13 protein-coding genes are annotated in these 18405 nt (G+C 71.7%); 12 read left to right on the forward strand and 1 reads right to left on the reverse strand.

Annotation, left to right across the window (positions count from 1 at the left end; translation table 11 throughout):
* The first annotated feature begins 39 nt into the window (after positions 1–39).
* The 6 genes from K3769_RS33985 (at position 40) to K3769_RS34010 (ending at position 8600) form a co-directional block, all read left to right on the forward strand.
* Entirely contained in the window at positions 40–1323 is a 1284-nt protein-coding gene (locus K3769_RS33985) for a CoA transferase (protein WP_267030076.1), read from the forward strand.
* Positions 1320–2462 (forward strand): acyl-CoA dehydrogenase family protein, encoded by a 1143-nt coding sequence (locus tag K3769_RS33990; RefSeq protein WP_267030077.1) that lies wholly within the window; start codon positions 1320–1322, stop codon positions 2460–2462. Before K3769_RS33985 ends, K3769_RS33990 begins: the two co-directional genes overlap by 4 nt.
* 40 nt (positions 2463–2502) lie before the next feature.
* Entirely contained in the window at positions 2503–3717 is a 1215-nt protein-coding gene (locus K3769_RS33995) for an acetyl-CoA C-acetyltransferase (protein ID WP_267030078.1), read from the forward strand.
* A 58-nt stretch (positions 3718–3775) separates the two neighbouring features.
* Positions 3776–5980, forward strand: a complete 2205-nt coding sequence (locus K3769_RS34000; RefSeq protein ID WP_267030079.1) for a 3-hydroxyacyl-CoA dehydrogenase NAD-binding domain-containing protein — start codon at positions 3776–3778, stop codon at positions 5978–5980.
* 175 nt (positions 5981–6155) lie between these two features.
* Positions 6156–7781 (forward strand): thiamine pyrophosphate-binding protein, encoded by a 1626-nt coding sequence (locus K3769_RS34005; RefSeq protein WP_267030080.1) that lies wholly within the window; start codon positions 6156–6158, stop codon positions 7779–7781.
* A gap of 84 nt (positions 7782–7865) precedes the next feature.
* Positions 7866–8600 carry an SDR family NAD(P)-dependent oxidoreductase gene (locus K3769_RS34010; protein WP_267030081.1) on the forward strand — a complete coding sequence of 245 codons (735 nt, stop codon included), beginning with the start codon at positions 7866–7868 and terminating at the stop codon, positions 8598–8600.
* 39 nt (positions 8601–8639) lie between these two features.
* Here the strand turns inward: K3769_RS34010 and K3769_RS34015 are convergent, their stop codons facing one another.
* Entirely contained in the window at positions 8640–9344 is a 705-nt protein-coding gene (locus K3769_RS34015) for a MerR family transcriptional regulator (RefSeq protein WP_267030082.1), read from the reverse strand.
* Between the two features lie 173 nt (positions 9345–9517).
* Here K3769_RS34015 and K3769_RS34020 point away from each other — a divergent pair, with 173 nt between their 5' ends.
* The 6 genes from K3769_RS34020 (at position 9518) to K3769_RS34045 (ending at position 18343) form a co-directional block, all read left to right on the forward strand.
* Complete coding sequence (locus K3769_RS34020) at positions 9518–9997, forward strand: hypothetical protein (RefSeq protein WP_267030083.1); 480 nt, start codon at positions 9518–9520, stop codon at positions 9995–9997.
* 241 nt (positions 9998–10238) lie between these two features.
* Positions 10239–12215, forward strand: a complete 1977-nt coding sequence (locus K3769_RS34025; RefSeq protein WP_267030084.1) for a Xaa-Pro dipeptidyl-peptidase — start codon at positions 10239–10241, stop codon at positions 12213–12215.
* A 14-nt stretch (positions 12216–12229) separates the two neighbouring features.
* Positions 12230–13552 (forward strand): M14 family metallopeptidase, encoded by a 1323-nt coding sequence (locus tag K3769_RS34030; protein WP_267031655.1) that lies wholly within the window; start codon positions 12230–12232, stop codon positions 13550–13552.
* Between the two features lie 87 nt (positions 13553–13639).
* A complete protein-coding gene (locus tag K3769_RS34035; RefSeq protein ID WP_267030085.1) occupies positions 13640–15373 on the forward strand; it encodes a BCCT family transporter in 1734 nt (577 codons plus the stop codon).
* 215 nt (positions 15374–15588) lie between these two features.
* Positions 15589–16611 carry an oxidoreductase gene (locus K3769_RS34040; RefSeq protein WP_267030086.1) on the forward strand — a complete coding sequence of 341 codons (1023 nt, stop codon included), beginning with the start codon at positions 15589–15591 and terminating at the stop codon, positions 16609–16611.
* A gap of 91 nt (positions 16612–16702) precedes the next feature.
* Positions 16703–18343 (forward strand): ABC-F family ATP-binding cassette domain-containing protein, encoded by a 1641-nt coding sequence (locus K3769_RS34045; RefSeq protein WP_267030087.1) that lies wholly within the window; start codon positions 16703–16705, stop codon positions 18341–18343.
* Positions 18344–18405 lie beyond the last annotated feature (62 nt).

An 18405-nucleotide genomic window follows, 5' to 3' on the forward strand; every position in this document is an offset into this window, starting at 1 on the left:
CTGATGTTACATCAGTTGTGTCACAGTGCTGGGGGTTCGATGACGGCGTCGACAGGAGCGGGAACGCCGGGCACGGCGGGGCGCGGCCCGCTGGCCGGGGTGCGCGTGGTCGAGCTGGCGGGCATCGGGCCGGGGCCGTTCGCCGCCATGCTCCTGGCCGACCTGGGCGCGGACGTCGTCCGGGTGGACCGGCCGGGCGGCGGATCCCTCGCCATCGACCCCGCCCACGACGTCACCAACCGCAACAAACGCTCGGTGATCGTCGACCTCAAGGCGGCCGAAGGCGCCGAGCGGGTGCTCGCACTGGTGGAGCGCGCCGACATCCTCGTCGAGGGCTTCCGGCCGGGGGTCGCCGAGCGCCTGGGCATCGGACCCGAGGCCTGCCACGCCCGCAATCCGGGACTCGTCTACGGACGGATGACCGGCTGGGGCCAGGACGGACCGCTCGCCCCGCGCGCCGGGCACGACATCGCGTACATCGCGCTGACCGGCACCCTCGGCATGATCGGCGCTCCCGACGAGCCGCCGGCCGTCCCCGCCAACCTCGTCGGGGACTACGCGGGCGGCTCCCTGTACCTCGTCGTGGGCGTCCTGGCCGCACTCCACCACGCGCGCGCGACCGGCGCGGGACAGGTCGTGGACGCGGCGATCGTGGACGGCACGGCCCACCTCTCCTCGATGATCCACGGCATGCTGGCCGCGGGCGGCTGGCAGGACCGGCGCGGCGCCAACCTCCTGGACGGCGGCTGCCCGTACTACGGCACGTACGAGACGGCAGACGGACGGTACATGGCGGTCGGCGCGCTGGAAGGCCAGTTCTACGAGGAGTTCACCGATCTGCTGGGCCTCGGGGAGTACGCCTCCGCGCGCAAGGACCTGTCCCGCTGGGACGAGTTGCGCGAGGCGGTCGCGGCCCGCTTCAGGACCCGTACGCGCGACGAGTGGGCGGCGGTCTTCGAAGGGTCCGACGCGTGCGTGGCGCCCGTGCTGTCGCTGCGCGAGGCGCCGCACCACCCGCATCTCGCGGCCCGTGGCACCTTCACCGAGCACGGCGGCATCACCCAGCCCGCCCCCGCACCCCGTTTCTCCGTCACCCCCACCGCCGTCCGCGGCGGGCCCGCCCTGCCCGGCACCGGCACCGCCGACGTGGCCCGCGACTGGGACGTCCCGGACCTGCTGAAAGCCGTCCCCGCCCCGCAAGCCATCCCCGACCCGCACGAACGGCCCGACCCGCAAGAACTGCCCGAACCGCAAGACCTTCCCGCACCGAAGGGCACCCCGCGACCGACGGGCGCTCCCGAACCGAAGGGCACCCCCGAATGAAGCGGCAGATCTTCACGCCCGAGCACGAGGCGTTCCGCGAGACCGTCCGCACCTTCCTCGCGAAGGAAGTGCTGCCGCACTACGAGCAGTGGGAGAAGGACGGCATCGTCTCGCGCGAGGCCTGGCTCGCGGCCGGCCGGCAGGGACTGCTGGGTCTCGCCGTCCCCGAGGAGTACGGGGGCGGCGGCGACGCCGACTTCCGCTACAGCGCGGTGCTCGCCGAGGAGTTCACCCGCGCGGGAGCCGCCGGGCTCGCCCTCGGGCTGCACAACGACATCATCGGGCCCTATCTGACGGGGCTGGGCACCGAGGAGCAGAAGCGCCGCTGGCTGCCCGGGTTCTGCGACGGCTCGCTGATCACGGCCATCGCCATGACCGAGCCCGGCGCCGGCTCCGACCTCCAGGGCATCAGGACGCACGCCGAGGACCGCGGCGACCACTGGCTGCTCAACGGCTCCAAGACCTTCATCTCGAACGGCATCCTGGCCGACCTCGTGATCGTCGTCGCGAGGACGACCCCGGAGGGCGGCGCGAAGGGCCTCTCCCTGCTCGTCGTCGAGCGCGGCACGGAGGGCTTCGAGCGGGGCCGCAACCTCGACAAGATCGGCCAGAAGGCCCAGGACACCGCGGAGCTGTTCTTCCACGACGTGCGCGTCCCGAAGGAGAACCTGCTCGGTGAGCTGAACGGCGCCTTCGTGCATCTGATGACGAACCTCGCGCAGGAGCGGATGGGGATCGCCGTCGCCGGGATCGCCGCCGCCGAGTACCTGCTGGAGATCACCACCGAGTACGTCAAGGAGCGCGAGGCCTTCGGCCGGCCCCTGTCCAGGCTCCAGCACATCCGTTTCGAGATGGCCGAGATGGCCACCGAGTGCGCCGTCACCCGGACGTTCATCGACCGCTGCGTCGTCGACCACACGGCGGGCGAACTCGACGCCGTGCACGCCTCGATGGCCAAGTGGTGGGCCACCGAACTGCAAAAACGCGTCGCGGACCGCTGCCTCCAGCTGCACGGCGGCTACGGCTACATGACCGAGTACCGCGTGGCGAAAGCCTTCACCGACGGCCGCATCCAGACCATCTACGGCGGGACGACCGAGATCATGAAGGAGATCATCGGCCGTTCCCTGCTCGGCTGACCCGCCCAGTGCCCCCGGGCTCCTCCTGAAAGGCTCACGAGTGACCACCGAAGCGTACGTGTACGACGCGATCCGCACCCCGCGCGGTCGCGGCAAGGCGAACGGCGCCCTGCACGGCACCAAGCCCGTCGACCTGGTCGTCGGACTCATCCACGAGATCCAGGCCCGCTTCCCCGGACTCGACCCGGCCGCGATCGACGACATCGTGCTCGGTGTCGTCGGGCCGGTCGGCGACCAGGGCTCCGACATCGCCCGTATCTCGGCCATCGCGGCCGGACTGCCGGACACCGTGGCAGGCGTCCAGGAGAACCGCTTCTGCGCGTCGGGCCTGGAGGCCGTCAACCTGGCCGCGATGAAGGTCCGCTCGGGCTGGGAGGACCTCGTCCTCGCGGGCGGCGTCGAGTCGATGTCCCGGGTGCCGATGGCGTCCGACGGCGGTGCCTGGTTCGCCGACCCGATGACCAACCTCGCCACCGACTTCGTACCCCAGGGCATCGGCGCCGACCTCATCGCCACCATCGAGGGCTTCTCCCGGCGCGATGTCGACGAGTACGCGGCGCTGTCCCAGGAGCGCGCCGCCGAGGCCGCGAAGGACGGCCGCTTCGGCAGGTCCGTCGTGCCCGTGAAGGACCGCAACGGACTCGTCGTCCTCGACCACGACGAGCACCCGCGCCCCGGCACCACCGCCGACTCGCTGGGGAAACTGAAGCCGTCGTTCGCGGACATCGGTGACCTCGGCGGCTTCGACGCCGTGGCGCTGCAGAAGTACCACTGGGTGGAGAAGATCGACCACGTCCACCACGCCGGCAACTCGTCGGGGATCGTGGACGGCGCCTCGCTCGTCGCCGTCGGATCCAAGGAGGTCGGCGAGCGGTACGGGCTCACCCCGCGCGCGCGGATCGTCTCCGCGGCCGTCTCCGGCTCCGAGCCGACGATCATGCTGACCGGGCCCGCGCCCGCCACCCGCAAGGCGCTCGCCAAGGCCGGGCTGACCATCGACGACATCGACCTGGTCGAGATCAACGAGGCGTTCGCGGCGGTCGTCCTGCGGTTCGCCCGGGACATGGGTCTGTCCCTGGACAAGGTCAACGTCAACGGTGGCGCGATCGCGCTGGGCCACCCCCTCGGTGCGACCGGCGCGATGATCCTCGGCACGCTCGTCGACGAACTGGAGCGCCAGGACAAGCGGTTCGGCCTCGCCACGCTGTGCGTGGGCGGCGGCATGGGCATCGCGACGATCGTCGAGCGCCTGTAACTCCCCGGCGACACCCCGGACTTCAGTGGACCCCCGGACTTCTACGGAGAAAACCCTCATGACCGAGAGCACCACCATCCGCTGGGAGCAGGACGACACCGGTGTCGTCACCCTGGTCCTCGACGATCCCAGCCAGTCCGCGAACACCATGAACCAGGCGTTCCGGCAGTCGCTCACCGCGATCGCCGACCGCCTGGAAGCCGAGGTCCAGGCCGACCCCGCGGCCATCCGCGGCATCATCTTCACCTCCGCCAAGAAGACCTTCTTCGCGGGCGGTGACCTGCGTGACCTGATCCGGGTCACCCCCGAGACCGCCCAGGACCTCCTTGACGGCGGCCTCGCGATCAAGCGCGACCTGCGCCGCATCGAAACCCTGGGCAAGCCCGTGGTCGCCGCCATGAACGGCGCGGCCCTGGGTGGCGGCTTCGAGATCGCGCTGGCCTGCCACCACCGGGTCGCTCTCGACGCGGCGGGCTCCAGGATCGGCTGCCCCGAGGTCACCCTGGGCCTGCTCCCCGGAGGCGGCGGCATCGTCAGGACCGTACGCCTCCTCGGCATCGCCGACGCCCTCCTCAAGGTGCTCCTCCAGGGCACCCAGTACAGCCCGCGGCGCGCCCTGGACAACGGCCTCGTCCACGAAGTGGCGGAAACCCGGGAGGAGATGCTCGCCCAGGCCCACGCCTACATCGACGCCCACCCCGAGTCGAGCCAGCCCTGGGACAAGCCCGGCTACCGTATCCCCGGCGGCACCCCCGCCAGCCCGAAGTTCGCGGCGAACCTGCCCGCCTTCCCGGCCAACCTGCGCAAGCAGACCGGCGGCGCACCCTACCCGGCGCCGCGCCACATCCTCGCGGCGGCCGTCGAGGGCTCCCAGGTCGACTTCGCAACCGCGCAGGTCATCGAGGCCCGCTACTTCGTGGAACTGGCCGCGGGCCAGATTTCCAAGAACATGATCCAGGCCTTCTTCTTCGACCTCCAGGCCGTCAACTCCGGCGCCAACCGCCCCAAGGACATCCCACCCCGCCAGGTCCGCAAGGTCGCCGTCCTCGGCGCCGGGATGATGGGCGCCGGCATCGCCTACTCCTGCGCCCGCGCCGGCCTCGACGTCATCCTCAAAGACGTCTCCGCCGAGGCCGCCGCCCAGGGCAAGGCCTACTCCCAGAAGCTCTGCGCCAAAGCGGTCTCCCGGGGCCGTACGAGCCAGGAGAAGGCGGACGCGCTGCTGGCCCGCATCACGGCCACCGCCGACCCGCAGGACGTGGCCGGGTGTGACGCGGTCATCGAGGCCGTCTTCGAGGATCCGGCGCTCAAGCACAAGGTGTTCCAGGAGATCCAGCACCTGGTCGCACCCGACGCCCTGCTGTGCTCCAACACCTCCACCCTGCCGATCACCGCACTCGCCGAGGGCGTCGAGCGGCAGAGCGACTTCGTCGGACTGCACTTCTTCTCGCCCGTCGACAAGATGCCCCTCGTCGAAATCATCAAGGGCGAACGCACCGGCGACGAGGCTCTGGCGCGCGCCTTCGACCTGGTCCGGCAGATCAGCAAGACGCCGATCGTCGTCAACGACTCGCGCGGCTTCTTCACCTCCCGGGTCATCGGGCACTTCCTCAACGAGGGCGTCGCGATGGTCGGCGAGGGCATCGAGCCCGCCTCCGTCGAACAGGCCGCCGCCCAGGCCGGCTACCCCGCCAAGGTGCTCTCCCTGATGGACGAACTGACCCTCACCCTGCCCCGCCGGATCCGCGCCGAGTCCAGGCGGGCCGTCGAGGAAGCCGGCGGCACGTGGGTGACCCACCCGGCCGAGGCTGTCGTGGACCGGATGGTGGATGAGTTCGGCCGCACCGGCCGCAGCGGCGGCGCCGGCTTCTACGAGTACGGGCAGGACGGCGCTCGGGCGGGCCTGTGGCCGGGCCTGCGCGAGCACTTCACCACCGCCGGCCACCGGATCCCCTTCGCGGACATGCAAGAACGCATGCTCTTCTCCGAGGCGCTGGACACCGTCCGCCTCATGGAGGAAGGCGTGCTGACCTCCGTCGCCGACGCCAACATCGGCTCCATCTTCGGCATCGGCTTCCCCGGCTGGACCGGCGGCGTCCTGCAGTACATCAACGGCTACGAGAGCCGGGACGGATCCGGCACCGGACCGACCGCGTTCGTCGCCCGCGCACGAGAACTCGCCGAACGCTACGGCGACCGCTTCACCCCGCCGGCACTGCTCGTGGAGAAGGCAGAGAACGGGGAGCGTTTCACCGACGGATGACGGGCTCCTGCCGGGGCACGGTTCCGCTTTCCAGGGGCGCGGGGGACCGCGCCCCTGGGGTCAGCCAGGGGTGCCACCGCGTACCGCCGAGTGCTACGCCCCCCTTGCGGCCCGCCCGGAGCAGCCCCGACGCTGAGAGCCCGCGACCGGTCCCTTTCCCCACGAGGAGCCAACGATGGGCTGCCGTCCCGCCTCCGCCCTGCTCGACATCCTGCGAGGCGAGGGCGTGGACCGCGTCTTCGGCAACCCCGGCACCACCGAACTGCCGTTCCTGGCGGCCCTCGCGGACACCGAACAGGCACCCGAGTACATCCTCGGTGTCCACGAGGGCGCGGTCGTCTCGATGGCCGACGGCTACGCCCGCGCCACCGGCAGGCCCGCCTTCGTCACCCTGCACATCGCGGCCGGTCTCGCGGGCGGACTCGTCGGCCTGCTCAACGCCCGCCGCTCGCGCACCCCGCTCGTGGTGATGGCCGGACAGCAGGACCGCCGCCACCTCCAGCAGGACCCCATGCTCAGCGCCGACCTCGTCGCGCTCGCCGCACCGGCCGTGAAAGCCGCGTACGACATCCAGCACGCCCGCGACCTGCCGCTCGCGCTGCGCCGCGCGTTCGCGCTGGCCACCCGGCCGCCCGCCGGGCCCGTGCTCGTCTGCGTGCCCATGGACCTGCTTGCGGAGGACACCGAGGTCGAGGTCCCCGCCCGCACGCCGGCGCCCCGGCCCGCACCGGCCGGCGGACTCGACCGGGCCGCCGTCCTGCTCGGCGGCGCCGCACGGCCCGTGATCGTCGCGGGGGACGGCGTGGGCCGCGAGGACGCGACAGCGGCGCTGGTCCGCACCGCCGAGGCCTGCGGGGCACCCGTGCACCACCAGCCGATGGCGGACCAGCTGAACTTCCCCACCACCCACCCCCTGTACGCGGGGATGCTGCCGCCGCGCCACGACGCCATCCGGGCCGCGCTCGACCCGTACGACACCGTGCTCATCGTGGGAGCGCACGCCTTCACGCCGCACCACTACACCCCGGGCCCCGCGCTGCCGCCCGGCATCACCGTCGTCCAGCTCGACTCGGACCCGGACGAGATCGGCCGCAACTTCCCCGCCGACCACGGCCTCGTGGGCGCGCTCGGGCCCTCCCTGGACCGGCTCGCCGAACTGCTGCCCGAGCGGATCCCGGCGCACACCGCGAAGGCCAGGGTGCTGCGCGCCGGGGACCGGCACACGGCCGAACGCGCCCGTACGGAAGCCGCCGCGTGCGCCGCGTACTCCCCGGTGCCGCTGGCCCCCTGGGCCGCCGCCCACGCCGTGGCACGCGGCCTGCCGCCCGGCACGGCCGTCGTCGATGAGGCCATCACGGTGGGCCTGTTGCTCCGCGGCCTCGTCCACCTCGACCGGCCCGGCAGCTATACGCACACCGTGGGCGGCGGCCTCGGCTGGGGGATCGGCGCGGCGGTCGGCCGGGCCCTCGCCGAACCGGGCCGGCCCGTGGTAGCCGTCCTCGGCGACGGCTCCGCCCTCTTCGGCCTCCAGGGCCTGTGGAGCGCGACACGGTACGCGGCTCCCGTGCTGTTCGTCGTGATGAGCAACGGCGCCTACCGGACCCTCCAGGACACCTACGACGCGAGAGGCGGCACCGGGACCTGCCCCGGCACCGAGCTGGGACGGCTCGACTTCACCCAGGCGGCCCGGTTCTTCGGAGTCGACGCTGTACGGGTGGGCTGCGCGGACCAGCTGCGCGAACTCGTCGCGGGCGCGGCCGAACTGACCCGCCCGATGCTCGTCGACGTGCCCCTGCGGTAGCGGCACAAGGCGAGTCCGCGGCAGAGCTCCGGAGACCGGAAAGGCACCCTTGCGGGCAGTCTGACGGGTCATCACACTCGCCGCATGGAGACGCGTACCGCCCTGGTGACCGGCGCGGCACAGGGCCTCGGGCAGGAGTTCGCCGTGGCACTCGCGGGGCGCGGCTACCGGGTCGCGGGGCTCGACCTGGTTCCGCAGCGGGAGACGGCCGACCGCATTCTGGACTATGTGGAGCTGGTCGCCGACGTCACGGACGAGGCGCAGATCGGCGGTGCCCTGGAGCGGGTGCTGGAACAGTTCGGCACCCTGCACGTCCTGGTCAACAACGCGGGAGCCGACCCCGAGGCGGACGTCGAGGACATCACGCCCGAGGAGTGGCGGCGGGTGATGCGGGTCAACCTGGAGGCGCCGTTCTTGATGGCCCGCGCGGTACTGCCGTACCTGAAGGCGGCGGGCCGGGGCCGCATCGTGAACATCGCGTCGGCGGCCGTGCCCACCGCCCCGCCCACGAGGGTGGCGTACACCGCCTCGAAGGCCGGACTGATCGGCCTCACCCGCGCGCTCGCCTCGGCGCTCGGACCGTACGACATCACCGTCAACGCGATCGCGCCGGGCATGGTCCGCACACGGACCGCCGAGCGCACGGGCGGCGCGGTCGGCTCGGGCGGCGGGTTCGAGCACGTCCGCGCCCACCAGGCCGTCCCCGGAACGCAGGAGCCGTGCGACCTCGTCTCCACCCTGCTGTACGTGGTCGACGAGGGCAGCGGCTTTCTGACCGGCCAGACCCTCGACGTGGCGGGCGGCTCGGCCTGCTGGTGAGATGCGGGCGTGGAGAGACCGGGCCGGGGCCCGGGAAGTTCAGGAGTTGTTGAGCCACTCCCGGACCTCCCCGTTCAGCGACCGCTGAAAGGTCGTCAGCAAGGCCTGTACGACCAGCGGTTGCATGTGCGCGGACAGATCCCGTACCGCCTCGACGGACTCGTGCTCGGCCACCTCGTCCCGGAACAGCACGGACAGCTCGTGGGCGGCGGCGCGCGTGTGCTTCACCATGACGTTGCGGGCGGCGAGGATCGTCTCGTGGGCCATCGGCACGTCGAGCAGCTGGACGCCGAGCCGCAGCAGCCCGAGGTCCACGCGGTACGCGTCCGCGCCCGCCGCCTCCCTCAGAACACCCATCGCGGCGAGCCGGTCCAGGTCCTCCGGCCCGAGTGAGCGCCCCGCCCGGCGCTCCAGCTCGGCCCCGCCCATCTCCTCCGCCGCGTCGGGCGCCCAGGAGGCCACCACGGCCCGGTGGATGGCCAGGTCCTGGGCGCTGAGCCCGTCCGGCAACTGCTGCAGATAGCGCTCGATCCCGGCGAGCGTCATCCCCTGCTGCTGCAGCTCCTCGATGAGCGCGAGCCGCGCGAGATGCTCCTGGCTGTAGTGCCCCACACGGCGCGGCCCGATCACGGGCGGCGGCAACAGCCCCTTGGTGCTGTAGAAACGCACCGTCCGCACCGTCACACCCGCCCGGGCGGCCAGCTCGTCGACGGTGAGCGTCGGCTCCCCGATATCCGCCGCCATGCCTGCTCCTTCGCGTTCCGCGTCGCGTCCACCACCTGGTCCGGTGAAACAGTATTGCTGTCTCACCTGTGTTGTGAAAGCTCTTCGGGGTGACGGCGGAGTTCGCCGAACGGTGAGTTCCGGTCAATAGTGGCGCAGATGTACGTTGCTGCACACACATGATCGGGTAAGTGATGGCCATGGTCCCCGTGGCATTGCCGCTGTTCGCCGTCGCCGTTCTGCTCTGCCGCCGGGTAGGTCCCCGCACACGGCAGTCACTCGACGCGGACGCGGGCGAGGAACCACGCGACGAGATACGCGACAAGACGCGCGACAAGGCACGTGCCGAATCGGACGCCGAGACGCGCGACAAGGCCAGTGCCGAAGCGGACGCCGAGGCACGTGCCGAAATGAATGCCGAAATGAATGCCGAAGCGGGTGCTGAGGCGGGTACCGAGGCCCCGGCCGCCCCGAACGCCCCGGAGGAGGAAGCCGCGGCGCTCGCGGCCACCCGTGCCGAGGGGCAACGCGCGCGCGACGCCATCCTGGCCGAGGGCCGGGCCCGCCGCGCGGCCCACTGCGCCGCCGCCGAGACCCAGCTCCGCATCGCCGTCTCGGAACTGGCCTCGAACCTCGCGGCGGACGGCCCCTGCAAGGAGAGGCGGTCCCCTTAGGAGCGCCCCCTCAGGGGCGCGGGGAACTGCGCACTCCAGCCACGTCCAACCCGCACCACTCAGCCCGCACCAGCCGCACACGCAGTGCTCGTGCCCAGAATCGCTCGCGGTTCATGGACGACGAACGGACACGTTCGGCAGCCTGTGCACGCGCTGTGGGCCCACTCCTGTCCACGGTCCGTACGCCGACACCCTCATCGGCCCCCTGTTGCACAGGAGTTGTCCGGAGTACCTTCCGCGCATGCGGACACCTGCGCGCTACATGCGCCTCATCACCTGGAGATCGCTCGCGACGGCGGCCACCGCCGCCCTGATGGCCACGCTCCTCACGCCGGCCGCCGCCCACAGCGCTCCGCGGGAGAGCACTCCCGTGTACTCGTACGACAACGCCGTCCGGGAGTCCGTCTGGGTGGACACCGGACTCGACGGTGACAGCGACGGCAGGACCGACCGGGTCGCCGTCGACATCGTCCGCCCGAGCGAGCCCGCCCAGCAGGGCCGCAAGGTACCCGTGATCATGGACGCCAGCCCGTACTACTCCTGCTGCGGCCGGGGCAACGAGAGCCAGCGCAAGACGTACGACGCCGACGGGAACGTCGTCCAGATGCCGCTGTACTACGACAACTACTTCGTGCCGCGCGGCTACGCCTTCGTCGCCGTCGACCTCGCCGGCACCAACCGCTCCGACGGCTGCGTGGACGTCGGGGGCCGCTCCGACGTCCAGTCCGCGAAGGCCGTCGTCGACTGGCTGAACGGCCGCGGCAAGGGCTACACCTCCCGTACGGGGACCACGAAGGCCAAGGCCGGCTGGACCAACGGCAGAACCGGCATGATCGGCAAGAGCTACGACGGCACCATCGCCAACGGAGTCGCCGCCACCGGCGTCGAGGGCCTGGAGACGATCGTCCCGATCGCCGCCATCTCCTCCTGGTACGACTACTACTTCGCCAAGGGCGCCCCCCTCTACGACTCCGGCCCCGAATGGCTGTCCGACTACGTGGAGAGCCCCGACGCCCGCGCCAGGTGCGCCGCCGTCCAGCAGAAGATCGTCGACGGGGCCCCGCGCACCGGCGACTGGACGAAATTCTGGACCGAGCGCGACTACGTGAAGGACGTCCGCAAGGTGGACGCCAGCGTCTTCGTCATCCACGGCATGCAGGACCTGAACGTCCGCCCGAAGCACTTCGGCCAGTGGTGGGACGGCCTCGCGAAGAACGGCGTCGACCGCAGGATCTGGCTCTCCCAGACCGGCCACGTCGACCCCTTCGACTTCCGCCGCGCCGCCTGGGCCGACACCCTGCACCGCTGGTTCGACCACGAACTCCTCGGCTACGACAACGGCGTCGACGACGAGCCGATGGCCGACATCGAGCGCGCCCCCGACCAGTGGGCCACCTCGGCCGTCTGGCCGCCCCGGAGCACCGACACCGTGAAGCTGCGCCCGGCCAAGGGCGAGCAGGCGGGCGTCGGCACCCTCGGACTGCGTACCGGAAAGGGCACCGAGACCTTCACCGACGACCCGGGCCAGGACGAGACCGACTGGGCCGCCGAGATCGACCGGTCCACCTCCGCCAAGGCCGGCTCCACCACCAAGCCGCTCACCCACGACGTCCGTCTCTCCGGCTCCTCGAAGGTGACCGTCACCGCCACGCCGACCACCACGAGCGCCCATCTGTCCGCGGTCCTCGTCGACCTCGGCCCCGACACGATCCGTGACTACGCCGCCGCCGGCGAGGGCATCACGACGCTCACCGAGCGCACCTGCTGGGGGCCGAGCACCACGGGCGACAGCTCCTGCTACAAGGAGACCGCGGCCAGGACGACCGACGTCGAGTACACGGTGTTCAGCCGTGGCTGGGCCGACCTCGGCAACCACTCCTCCGCCACGAAGGGCGAGCCGCTCACCCCGGGCAAGGCCTACACCATCACTCTCGACCTGCACGCGAGCGACCACGTCGTCCCGAAGGGCCACCGACTGGCGCTGATCGTCGCCGGTACCGACCAGGGCCTCATCGACCCGCCGTCGACCACCCCGACGATCACGGTCGACCTGTCCCGTACGTCGGCCTCCGTGCCGCTCGTCGGCGGGGCCGCCGCGTTCGCCCGCGCCACCTCGGGATCCTCGTACATCACGCCCGGCGCGATCCTCGACGGGGTCGGCGAACCCCGCGCCACCCACCGCGTCCCCGGTGACGTCCCGGGAGGCACCAACCGATGACACGGCAACAGTCGATGACACGCCGACAGCCGGTGACCCGGCGGCGGCCGGCCGCATCCCGCCGGGCCGCGGCCCTCGCCCTGACGGTGGCGTCCCTCCTCGTCGCGCCTCTCCTGGCGGCGCCCGCCCACGCGGCCGAAGGCCCGCCCCGCACCGGTTTCGAGCGGACCTCCGGAGCGCGCTGGACCACCCAGCCCGAGGAGCAGACGTTCCTCGCCGCCGTCGACCGGACGAGCGCGCGGGTCTCGCTCAGCCGGATCGGCACCACGAAACAGAACCGGCCCGTCCAGCTCGTACGCGTCGGAAACCCGCACGCCGCCACCACCGTGCTGCTCGTCTGCAGTCAGCACGGCGACGAACCGTCCGGCCGCGAGGCCTGCCTCACCACCGTCCGCGATCTCGCGTACGCGAAGGACCCGGGCACCCGCAGGTTCCTCGACCGCACCACGCTGCTCGTCGTGCCCACCGCCAACCCGGACGGCCGCGCCGCCGACACCCGGGGCAACAGCGACGGCGTCGACATCAACCGCGACCACCTCGCGCTGCGGACGGCCGAGGCGCGCGCGATGGCCGCCGTCGTCCGCGACCGGCGGCCCGACGTGGTCTACGACCTGCACGAGTACGGAGCCACGCCCCCCTACTACGACAAGGACCTCTTCGATCTCTGGCCCCGCAACCTCAACACCGACGCGGCCGTGCACGACGAGGCACAGACCCTCTCGCAGGCGTACGTGCGGCCCGCCGCGCAGAGCGCCGGACACTCGACCGGGACGTACGGCATCTGGACCGACCCGGTGACCGGCGACCCGATCCGGCAGGTCGCCGGTGACGGGCAGGAGCGGATCCTGCGGAACATGTCCGGCGTCAAACACGGCGTCGGACTGCTCATCGAGAGCCGGGTCGACCCGCTCACCGAGGCCGAGAAGGCCGACGAGGCGCTCAACAACCGGCGCCGTGTCCACTCCCAACTCGCCGCGCTGGGAGGGCTGTTCGACTTCACCGACGAACGGCGAGGCCGGATCGGGGCCGCCACCTCGGCGGCCCGGCTGGCCGGCTACCGGGACACCGGACCGGTCTACACGTCAGGCGCCGACAACGACCCGGCCGAACCGTCCGAGATCATCGCGGACCCGCCCTGCGCCTACCGGCTGACGGCGGACCAGTACGCGGACGTCAAGGACGAGCTGGCGCTGCACGGGGTCACGGCGCGACCGGACTCCGACGGCGCCGGGGCCCGCGTACCGCTGCGCCAGTCCCTGCGTGCCCTCGTCCCGTTGCTGCTCGACGAGCGTGCGCCGTACCACCTGACGGTCGCGGAGCGCGACACCCGCTGCTGAGGCGGTTGGGATCGGCGGCACCTGTGGTAGGTCGTAGGCACACGATCAGGAATGTGTGCCGAACGCTTTCCGGGGAAGGTGCCGCCGATGACCGAAGATCTGAAGGACAGGGGAGGCCGGGGCGATCCGTCGGGCGTCCCAGGCGGCCCGGACGCCCCAGCGGCCGGAGGGCCCCGCCCCCGCACGGACTGGGTGGTGTTCGGCGTCACCGCCGCACTCACCGTCGCGTTCGTGATCTGGGGAGCGGTGGCCACCGACTCCCTGGAGAGTGCCTCCACCACCATGCTCAATGGCCTCATCCACAACGGCGGCTGGGCGTTCATGCTCGCCGCCTCGGGATTCGTGGTCTTCGCCCTGTGGCTGGCGATCAGCCGCTACGGACGGATCCACCTCGGTGCGGAGGGCGAGGAGCCCGAGTTCCGTACCGTCTCCTGGGTGGCGATGATGTTCAGCGCCGGCATGGGAATCGGCCTGATGTTCTACGGTGTGAGCGAGCCCCTCTCGCACTACTCGACACCCCCGCCGGGCACCACGCCCGCCGACTCCGCGGAACGCATGGAGACGGCGATGGCCACCACCCTCTTCCACTGGACGCTGCACCCGTGGGCGATCTACGCGGTGGTGGGCCTCGCCATCGCCTACAGCACCTACCGCAAGCGCCGGCGCCAGACCATCAGCGCCGTCTTCACCCCGCTCATCGGCGAGAAGCACGCGAACGGCTCGGCCGGCCGGGCGATCGACATCCTCGCCATCATCGCCACCGTCTTCGGATCGGCGGCCTCGCTCGGCCTCGGCGCACTCCAGATCGGCTCCGGCTTCACCGAGCTGGACTGGCTGGACTCGGTGAGCAACGGACTGCTCGTCTCGATCATCGCCGTGCTGACCGTGGCGTTCGTCGCCTCGGCCATCTCCGGCGTGGAGAAGGGCATCCAGTGGCTGTCCAACATCAACATGGTGCTGGCCCTGGTGCTCGCCCTCTTCGTGTTCGTCGCGGGCCCCACCATCATCGTGCTGGACCTGCTGCCGACGTCGGTCTTCTCCTACCTCGGTGACCTCACCCAGCTCGCCGGCCGCACCGAGGCCAGCGGCGGCAAGGGCGTCGCCGACTGGCTCGGCAGCTGGACCGTCTTCTACTGGGCGTGGTGGATCTCCTGGACGCCCTTCGTCGGCATGTTCATCGCCCGCATCAGCCGCGGTCGCACCATCCGGCAGTTCGTCGGCGGCGTCATCCTCGTGCCCAGCACGGTGAGCCTCGTCTGGTTCGCGATCTTCGGCGGTACGGCGATGAAGCTGAAGGAGGGCGGCGCGCTCGCGGGTGTGACGACCCCCGAGGGCCAGCTCTTCGGCGTCCTCCAGGAGTTCCCCATCGCGACGGCCACCAGCCTGCTCGTGATGATCCTCGTCGGCATCTTCTTCGTCTCGGGCGCCGACGCCGCGTCCATCGTCATGGGCACGCTCTCCCAGAAGGGCGCACTCGAACCCGGGCGGTTCGTCGTGGTCTTCTGGGGTGTCGTGACCGGCGCCGTGGCCGCGATCATGCTGCTCGTCGGCAGCGGCAACGGGGACGCGCTCACCGGTCTGCAGAACCTCACGATCCTGGCCGCCGCGCCCTTCGTCCTCGTGATGATCGGCATGTGCATCGCCCTCATGCGCGATCTGCGCCGGGATCCGGTCATCGTCCGCAACGAGATGGGGTCCGAGGCGGTCGAACTGGCCGTGATCGAGGGCCACAAGAAGTACGACGGGGACTTCGAGATCCGGGTCGGCCCGGGAGCCGGCACGGAAATCAACGGCGACCCCTTGGGCCACGACCACACGTGACCGCGCCCCGTGCGGGGGCCGCACACAGGCTGCGGCCCCGTCGTGGCTGAGACTGCGCAGTTCCCCGCGCCCCTGAATCACCAGGGGTGCGGGGAACCGCTCGACCTCGGCCGCGGCTGACCCGCACCTACCGCTTCGGCCTTCCGGCGCGCGGGACATCAGCGGAATATGTCATGCCGTGCTCAGAGTTGGCCCGGTCCGGGAATACTCACAGCATGTCTGCCGAGTACGCGACCTTCGGCCTGGCACCGGCGATGCGTGCCGGTGGAGTTCTGGCCAACGGTGACTACCGAGCGCACCGGGACTTCGTCGACTTCATCATCGACGGACGCCCGCTGCTGTACCAGCTGTCCGACCTCGACGCCGTGTCCCCCCTCGCCTCCGACGTACCACCCGCCATCTTCATGGCCCAGGTGCAGAGCCTGCTGCTGGAAGCCGAACCTCCGCTCGACGGCGGCCGGTACGTCATCTACGGCTGCCCCGAGTGCGAGGACCTCGCCTGCGGTGCCGTGACCGCCGTGATCGACCGGCACGGCGACGACTTCGTGTGGCGCGACTTCGCCTGGCAGACCGACGACCACCCGGACCTGGAGCGGAACGGCTACCACGGCATCGGCCCCTTCCTCTTCCAGGGCGACGCCTACCGTGCCGCCCTGGGCTCCCTGCTCGCCGGGGCCGCCGGGGGCGAGCGCCGCCGGGTCCTGCTGATCGGCGCCCGGGCGACCGTCCTCGCCAAGCTCGCCGCCGCCCTGCGCATCATCGGCATCGGCGCGGACATCTCCCGGGACGCCGCCGGCGTGCCGGCCGACGAACTGCGCACCTACGGCGCCGTCGCCTTCGGCCGTGCCGTCGGCGAGCGGGAGCGCGCCGACGTCCGGCACTCCTTCGAACGGGCCGGCGTCGACGTCGCGTACGTCGAGGGGCTGGCCCCGATCGTCCCGCTCCTGGTCGCCCAGATAGAGAACGCCCTGGACCGCAGCCCCCGGGAACAGCGCCGGCTGACGCGGCTGGTCGCCGCCGACGGCGAGGCGGGCGTCGAGGTCACCTCACCCTGCCGGGTCCAGCTGACCGCGTACCGGCTGGACCGCCTCTACCGCACCCATATGCACGAGGTGTTCGACGGCGTCCTGGAAGCGGGCCGCCACCGGCTTCCGCTGGACACGAGGGCGACGAAGGGGGAGTCCTTCATCGTGGCGCGGACGTCCGGGAGCGTACTGGTGGAGGTGATGGCCCGCTGACAGCCCGGGGCGGGCGCCCGCGCGGGTGACGGGGGCGTGCGGGAAACCCTGGCGCGGGCGCGCGGGCCCGGCGATTAGGATCGGCCTCCTGATGACTGCCACTCTCGTCGCCAAGAACCTCGCCGCCGGCCACGGCGACCGCACCCTCTTCGCCGAACTCGACCTCGTCGTCGCGCCCGGCGACGTGATCGGTCTCGTCGGTGCCAACGGCGCGGGCAAGTCCACCCTGCTCCGGCTGCTCGCCGGCCTCGACAAGCCCGAGGACGGCGAACTGCGGCTCTCCCCGCCCACCGCGGCCGTCGGCCATCTGCCGCAGGAACCGGAACGCCGGCCCGGCGAGTCCGTACGGGAGTTCCTGGCGCGCCGCACCGGCGTGGCCGAGGCCCAGCGGGTCATGGACGAGGCCACGCAGGCACTCGTCGACGGGGCGCCGGGCGCGGACGACGCGTACGCGGACAGCCTGGAGCGGTGGCTCGCGCTGGGCGGCGCCGACCTCGACGAGCGGTCCGAGGAGGTCGCCGACTCGCTCGGCCTCGCCGTCGGCCTGGACCAGCCGATGACCTCGCTCTCCGGCGGCCAGGCGGCCCGCGCCGGACTCGCCTCGCTCCTCCTGTCCCGCTACGACGTGTTCCTGCTCGACGAGCCGACCAACGACCTCGACCTGGACGGTCTGGAGCGCCTGGAACGCTTCGTCTCCGGGCTGCGCGCGGGCACGGTCGTCGTCAGCCACGACCGCGAGTTCCTCACCCGCACGGTCACCAAGGTTCTCGAACTCGACCTGGCCCAGCAGCAGATCACCCTGTACGGCGGCGGCTACGAGGCCTATCTGGAAGAGCGGGACGTGGCCCGCCGGCACGCCCGCGAGGGCTACGAGGAGTACGCCGACAAGCGGTCCGCCCTGGAGGGCCGCGCCCAGATGCAGCGCTCCTGGATGGACAAGGGCGTCAAGAACGCCCGGCGCAAGGCGAACAACGACAACGACAAGATCGGCCGCAAGTTCCGCAGCGAGGCCAGCGAGAAGCAGGCCGCGAAGGCCCGGCAGACCCAGCGCATGATCGAACGGCTCGACGTGGTGGAGGAGCCGCGCAAGGAGTGGGAGCTGCGGATGGAGATCGCGGCGGCCCCGCGGTCGGGATCCGTGGTCGCCACCCTGCGCGACGCGGAGGTCCGCCGGGGTGACTTCACCTTCGGCCCGGCCACACTCCAGATCGACTGGGCGGACCGGGTGGCCGTCACCGGTGCGAACGGCGCGGGCAAGTCCACGCTGCTCGGCGCGCTGCTCGGCCGGATCCCGCTGGACTCGGGCCACGCCACGCTCGGCTCGGGCGTGGTCGTCGGCGAGGTCGACCAGGCCCGCAAGCTCTTCCACGGCACGGAGGCGCTGCTCGACGCGTTCTGCGCGGCCGTTCCCGACACCGAACCGGCCGAGGTCCGCACGCTGCTCGCCAAGTTCGGCCTCAAGGCGGACCACGTCCTGCGTCCGGCCGCCAGTCTCTCGCCGGGCGAACGCACCCGCTCGGCCCTGGCCCTGCTCCAGGGCCGGGGAGTGAACCTCCTGGTCCTCGACGAGCCGACCAACCACCTCGACCTCCCGGCGATCGAGCAACTGGAGTCGGCCCTCGACGCCTACGAGGGCACCCTGCTCCTGGTGACCCACGACCGCCGCATGCTGAACGCGGTCCACACGACCCGCCGCCTGGAGGTGGCAGCAGGCAAGGTGACGGAGCGCTAACCCCCTGAGGGCGCAGCCCTCCAGGGGCGCGGGGAACGGCGCGACCAGCCCCACCGGACCCG

Source organism: Streptomyces ortus, assembly GCF_026341275.1.
Classification (GTDB): Bacteria; Actinomycetota; Actinomycetes; order Streptomycetales; family Streptomycetaceae; genus Streptomyces; species Streptomyces ortus.

Coding starts and splice junctions, on each gene's coding strand:
- K3769_RS33985 (WP_267030076.1), top strand. CDS start 40: ATGACGGCGTCGACAGGAGCGGGAACGCCGGGCACGGCGGGGCGCGGC.
- K3769_RS33990 (WP_267030077.1), top strand. CDS start 1,320: ATGAAGCGGCAGATCTTCACGCCCGAGCACGAGGCGTTCCGCGAGACC.
- K3769_RS34000 (WP_267030079.1), top strand. CDS start 3,776: ATGACCGAGAGCACCACCATCCGCTGGGAGCAGGACGACACCGGTGTC.
- K3769_RS34005 (WP_267030080.1), top strand. CDS start 6,156: ATGGGCTGCCGTCCCGCCTCCGCCCTGCTCGACATCCTGCGAGGCGAG.
- K3769_RS34010 (WP_267030081.1), top strand. CDS start 7,866: ATGGAGACGCGTACCGCCCTGGTGACCGGCGCGGCACAGGGCCTCGGG.
- K3769_RS34015 (WP_267030082.1), bottom strand. CDS start 9,344: ATGGCGGCGGATATCGGGGAGCCGACGCTCACCGTCGACGAGCTGGCC.
- K3769_RS34020 (WP_267030083.1), top strand. CDS start 9,518: ATGGCCATGGTCCCCGTGGCATTGCCGCTGTTCGCCGTCGCCGTTCTG.
- K3769_RS34025 (WP_267030084.1), top strand. CDS start 10,239: ATGCGGACACCTGCGCGCTACATGCGCCTCATCACCTGGAGATCGCTC.
- K3769_RS34030 (WP_267031655.1), top strand. CDS start 12,230: ATGACACGCCGACAGCCGGTGACCCGGCGGCGGCCGGCCGCATCCCGC.
- K3769_RS34035 (WP_267030085.1), top strand. CDS start 13,640: ATGACCGAAGATCTGAAGGACAGGGGAGGCCGGGGCGATCCGTCGGGC.
- K3769_RS34040 (WP_267030086.1), top strand. CDS start 15,589: ATGTCTGCCGAGTACGCGACCTTCGGCCTGGCACCGGCGATGCGTGCC.
- K3769_RS34045 (WP_267030087.1), top strand. CDS start 16,703: ATGACTGCCACTCTCGTCGCCAAGAACCTCGCCGCCGGCCACGGCGAC.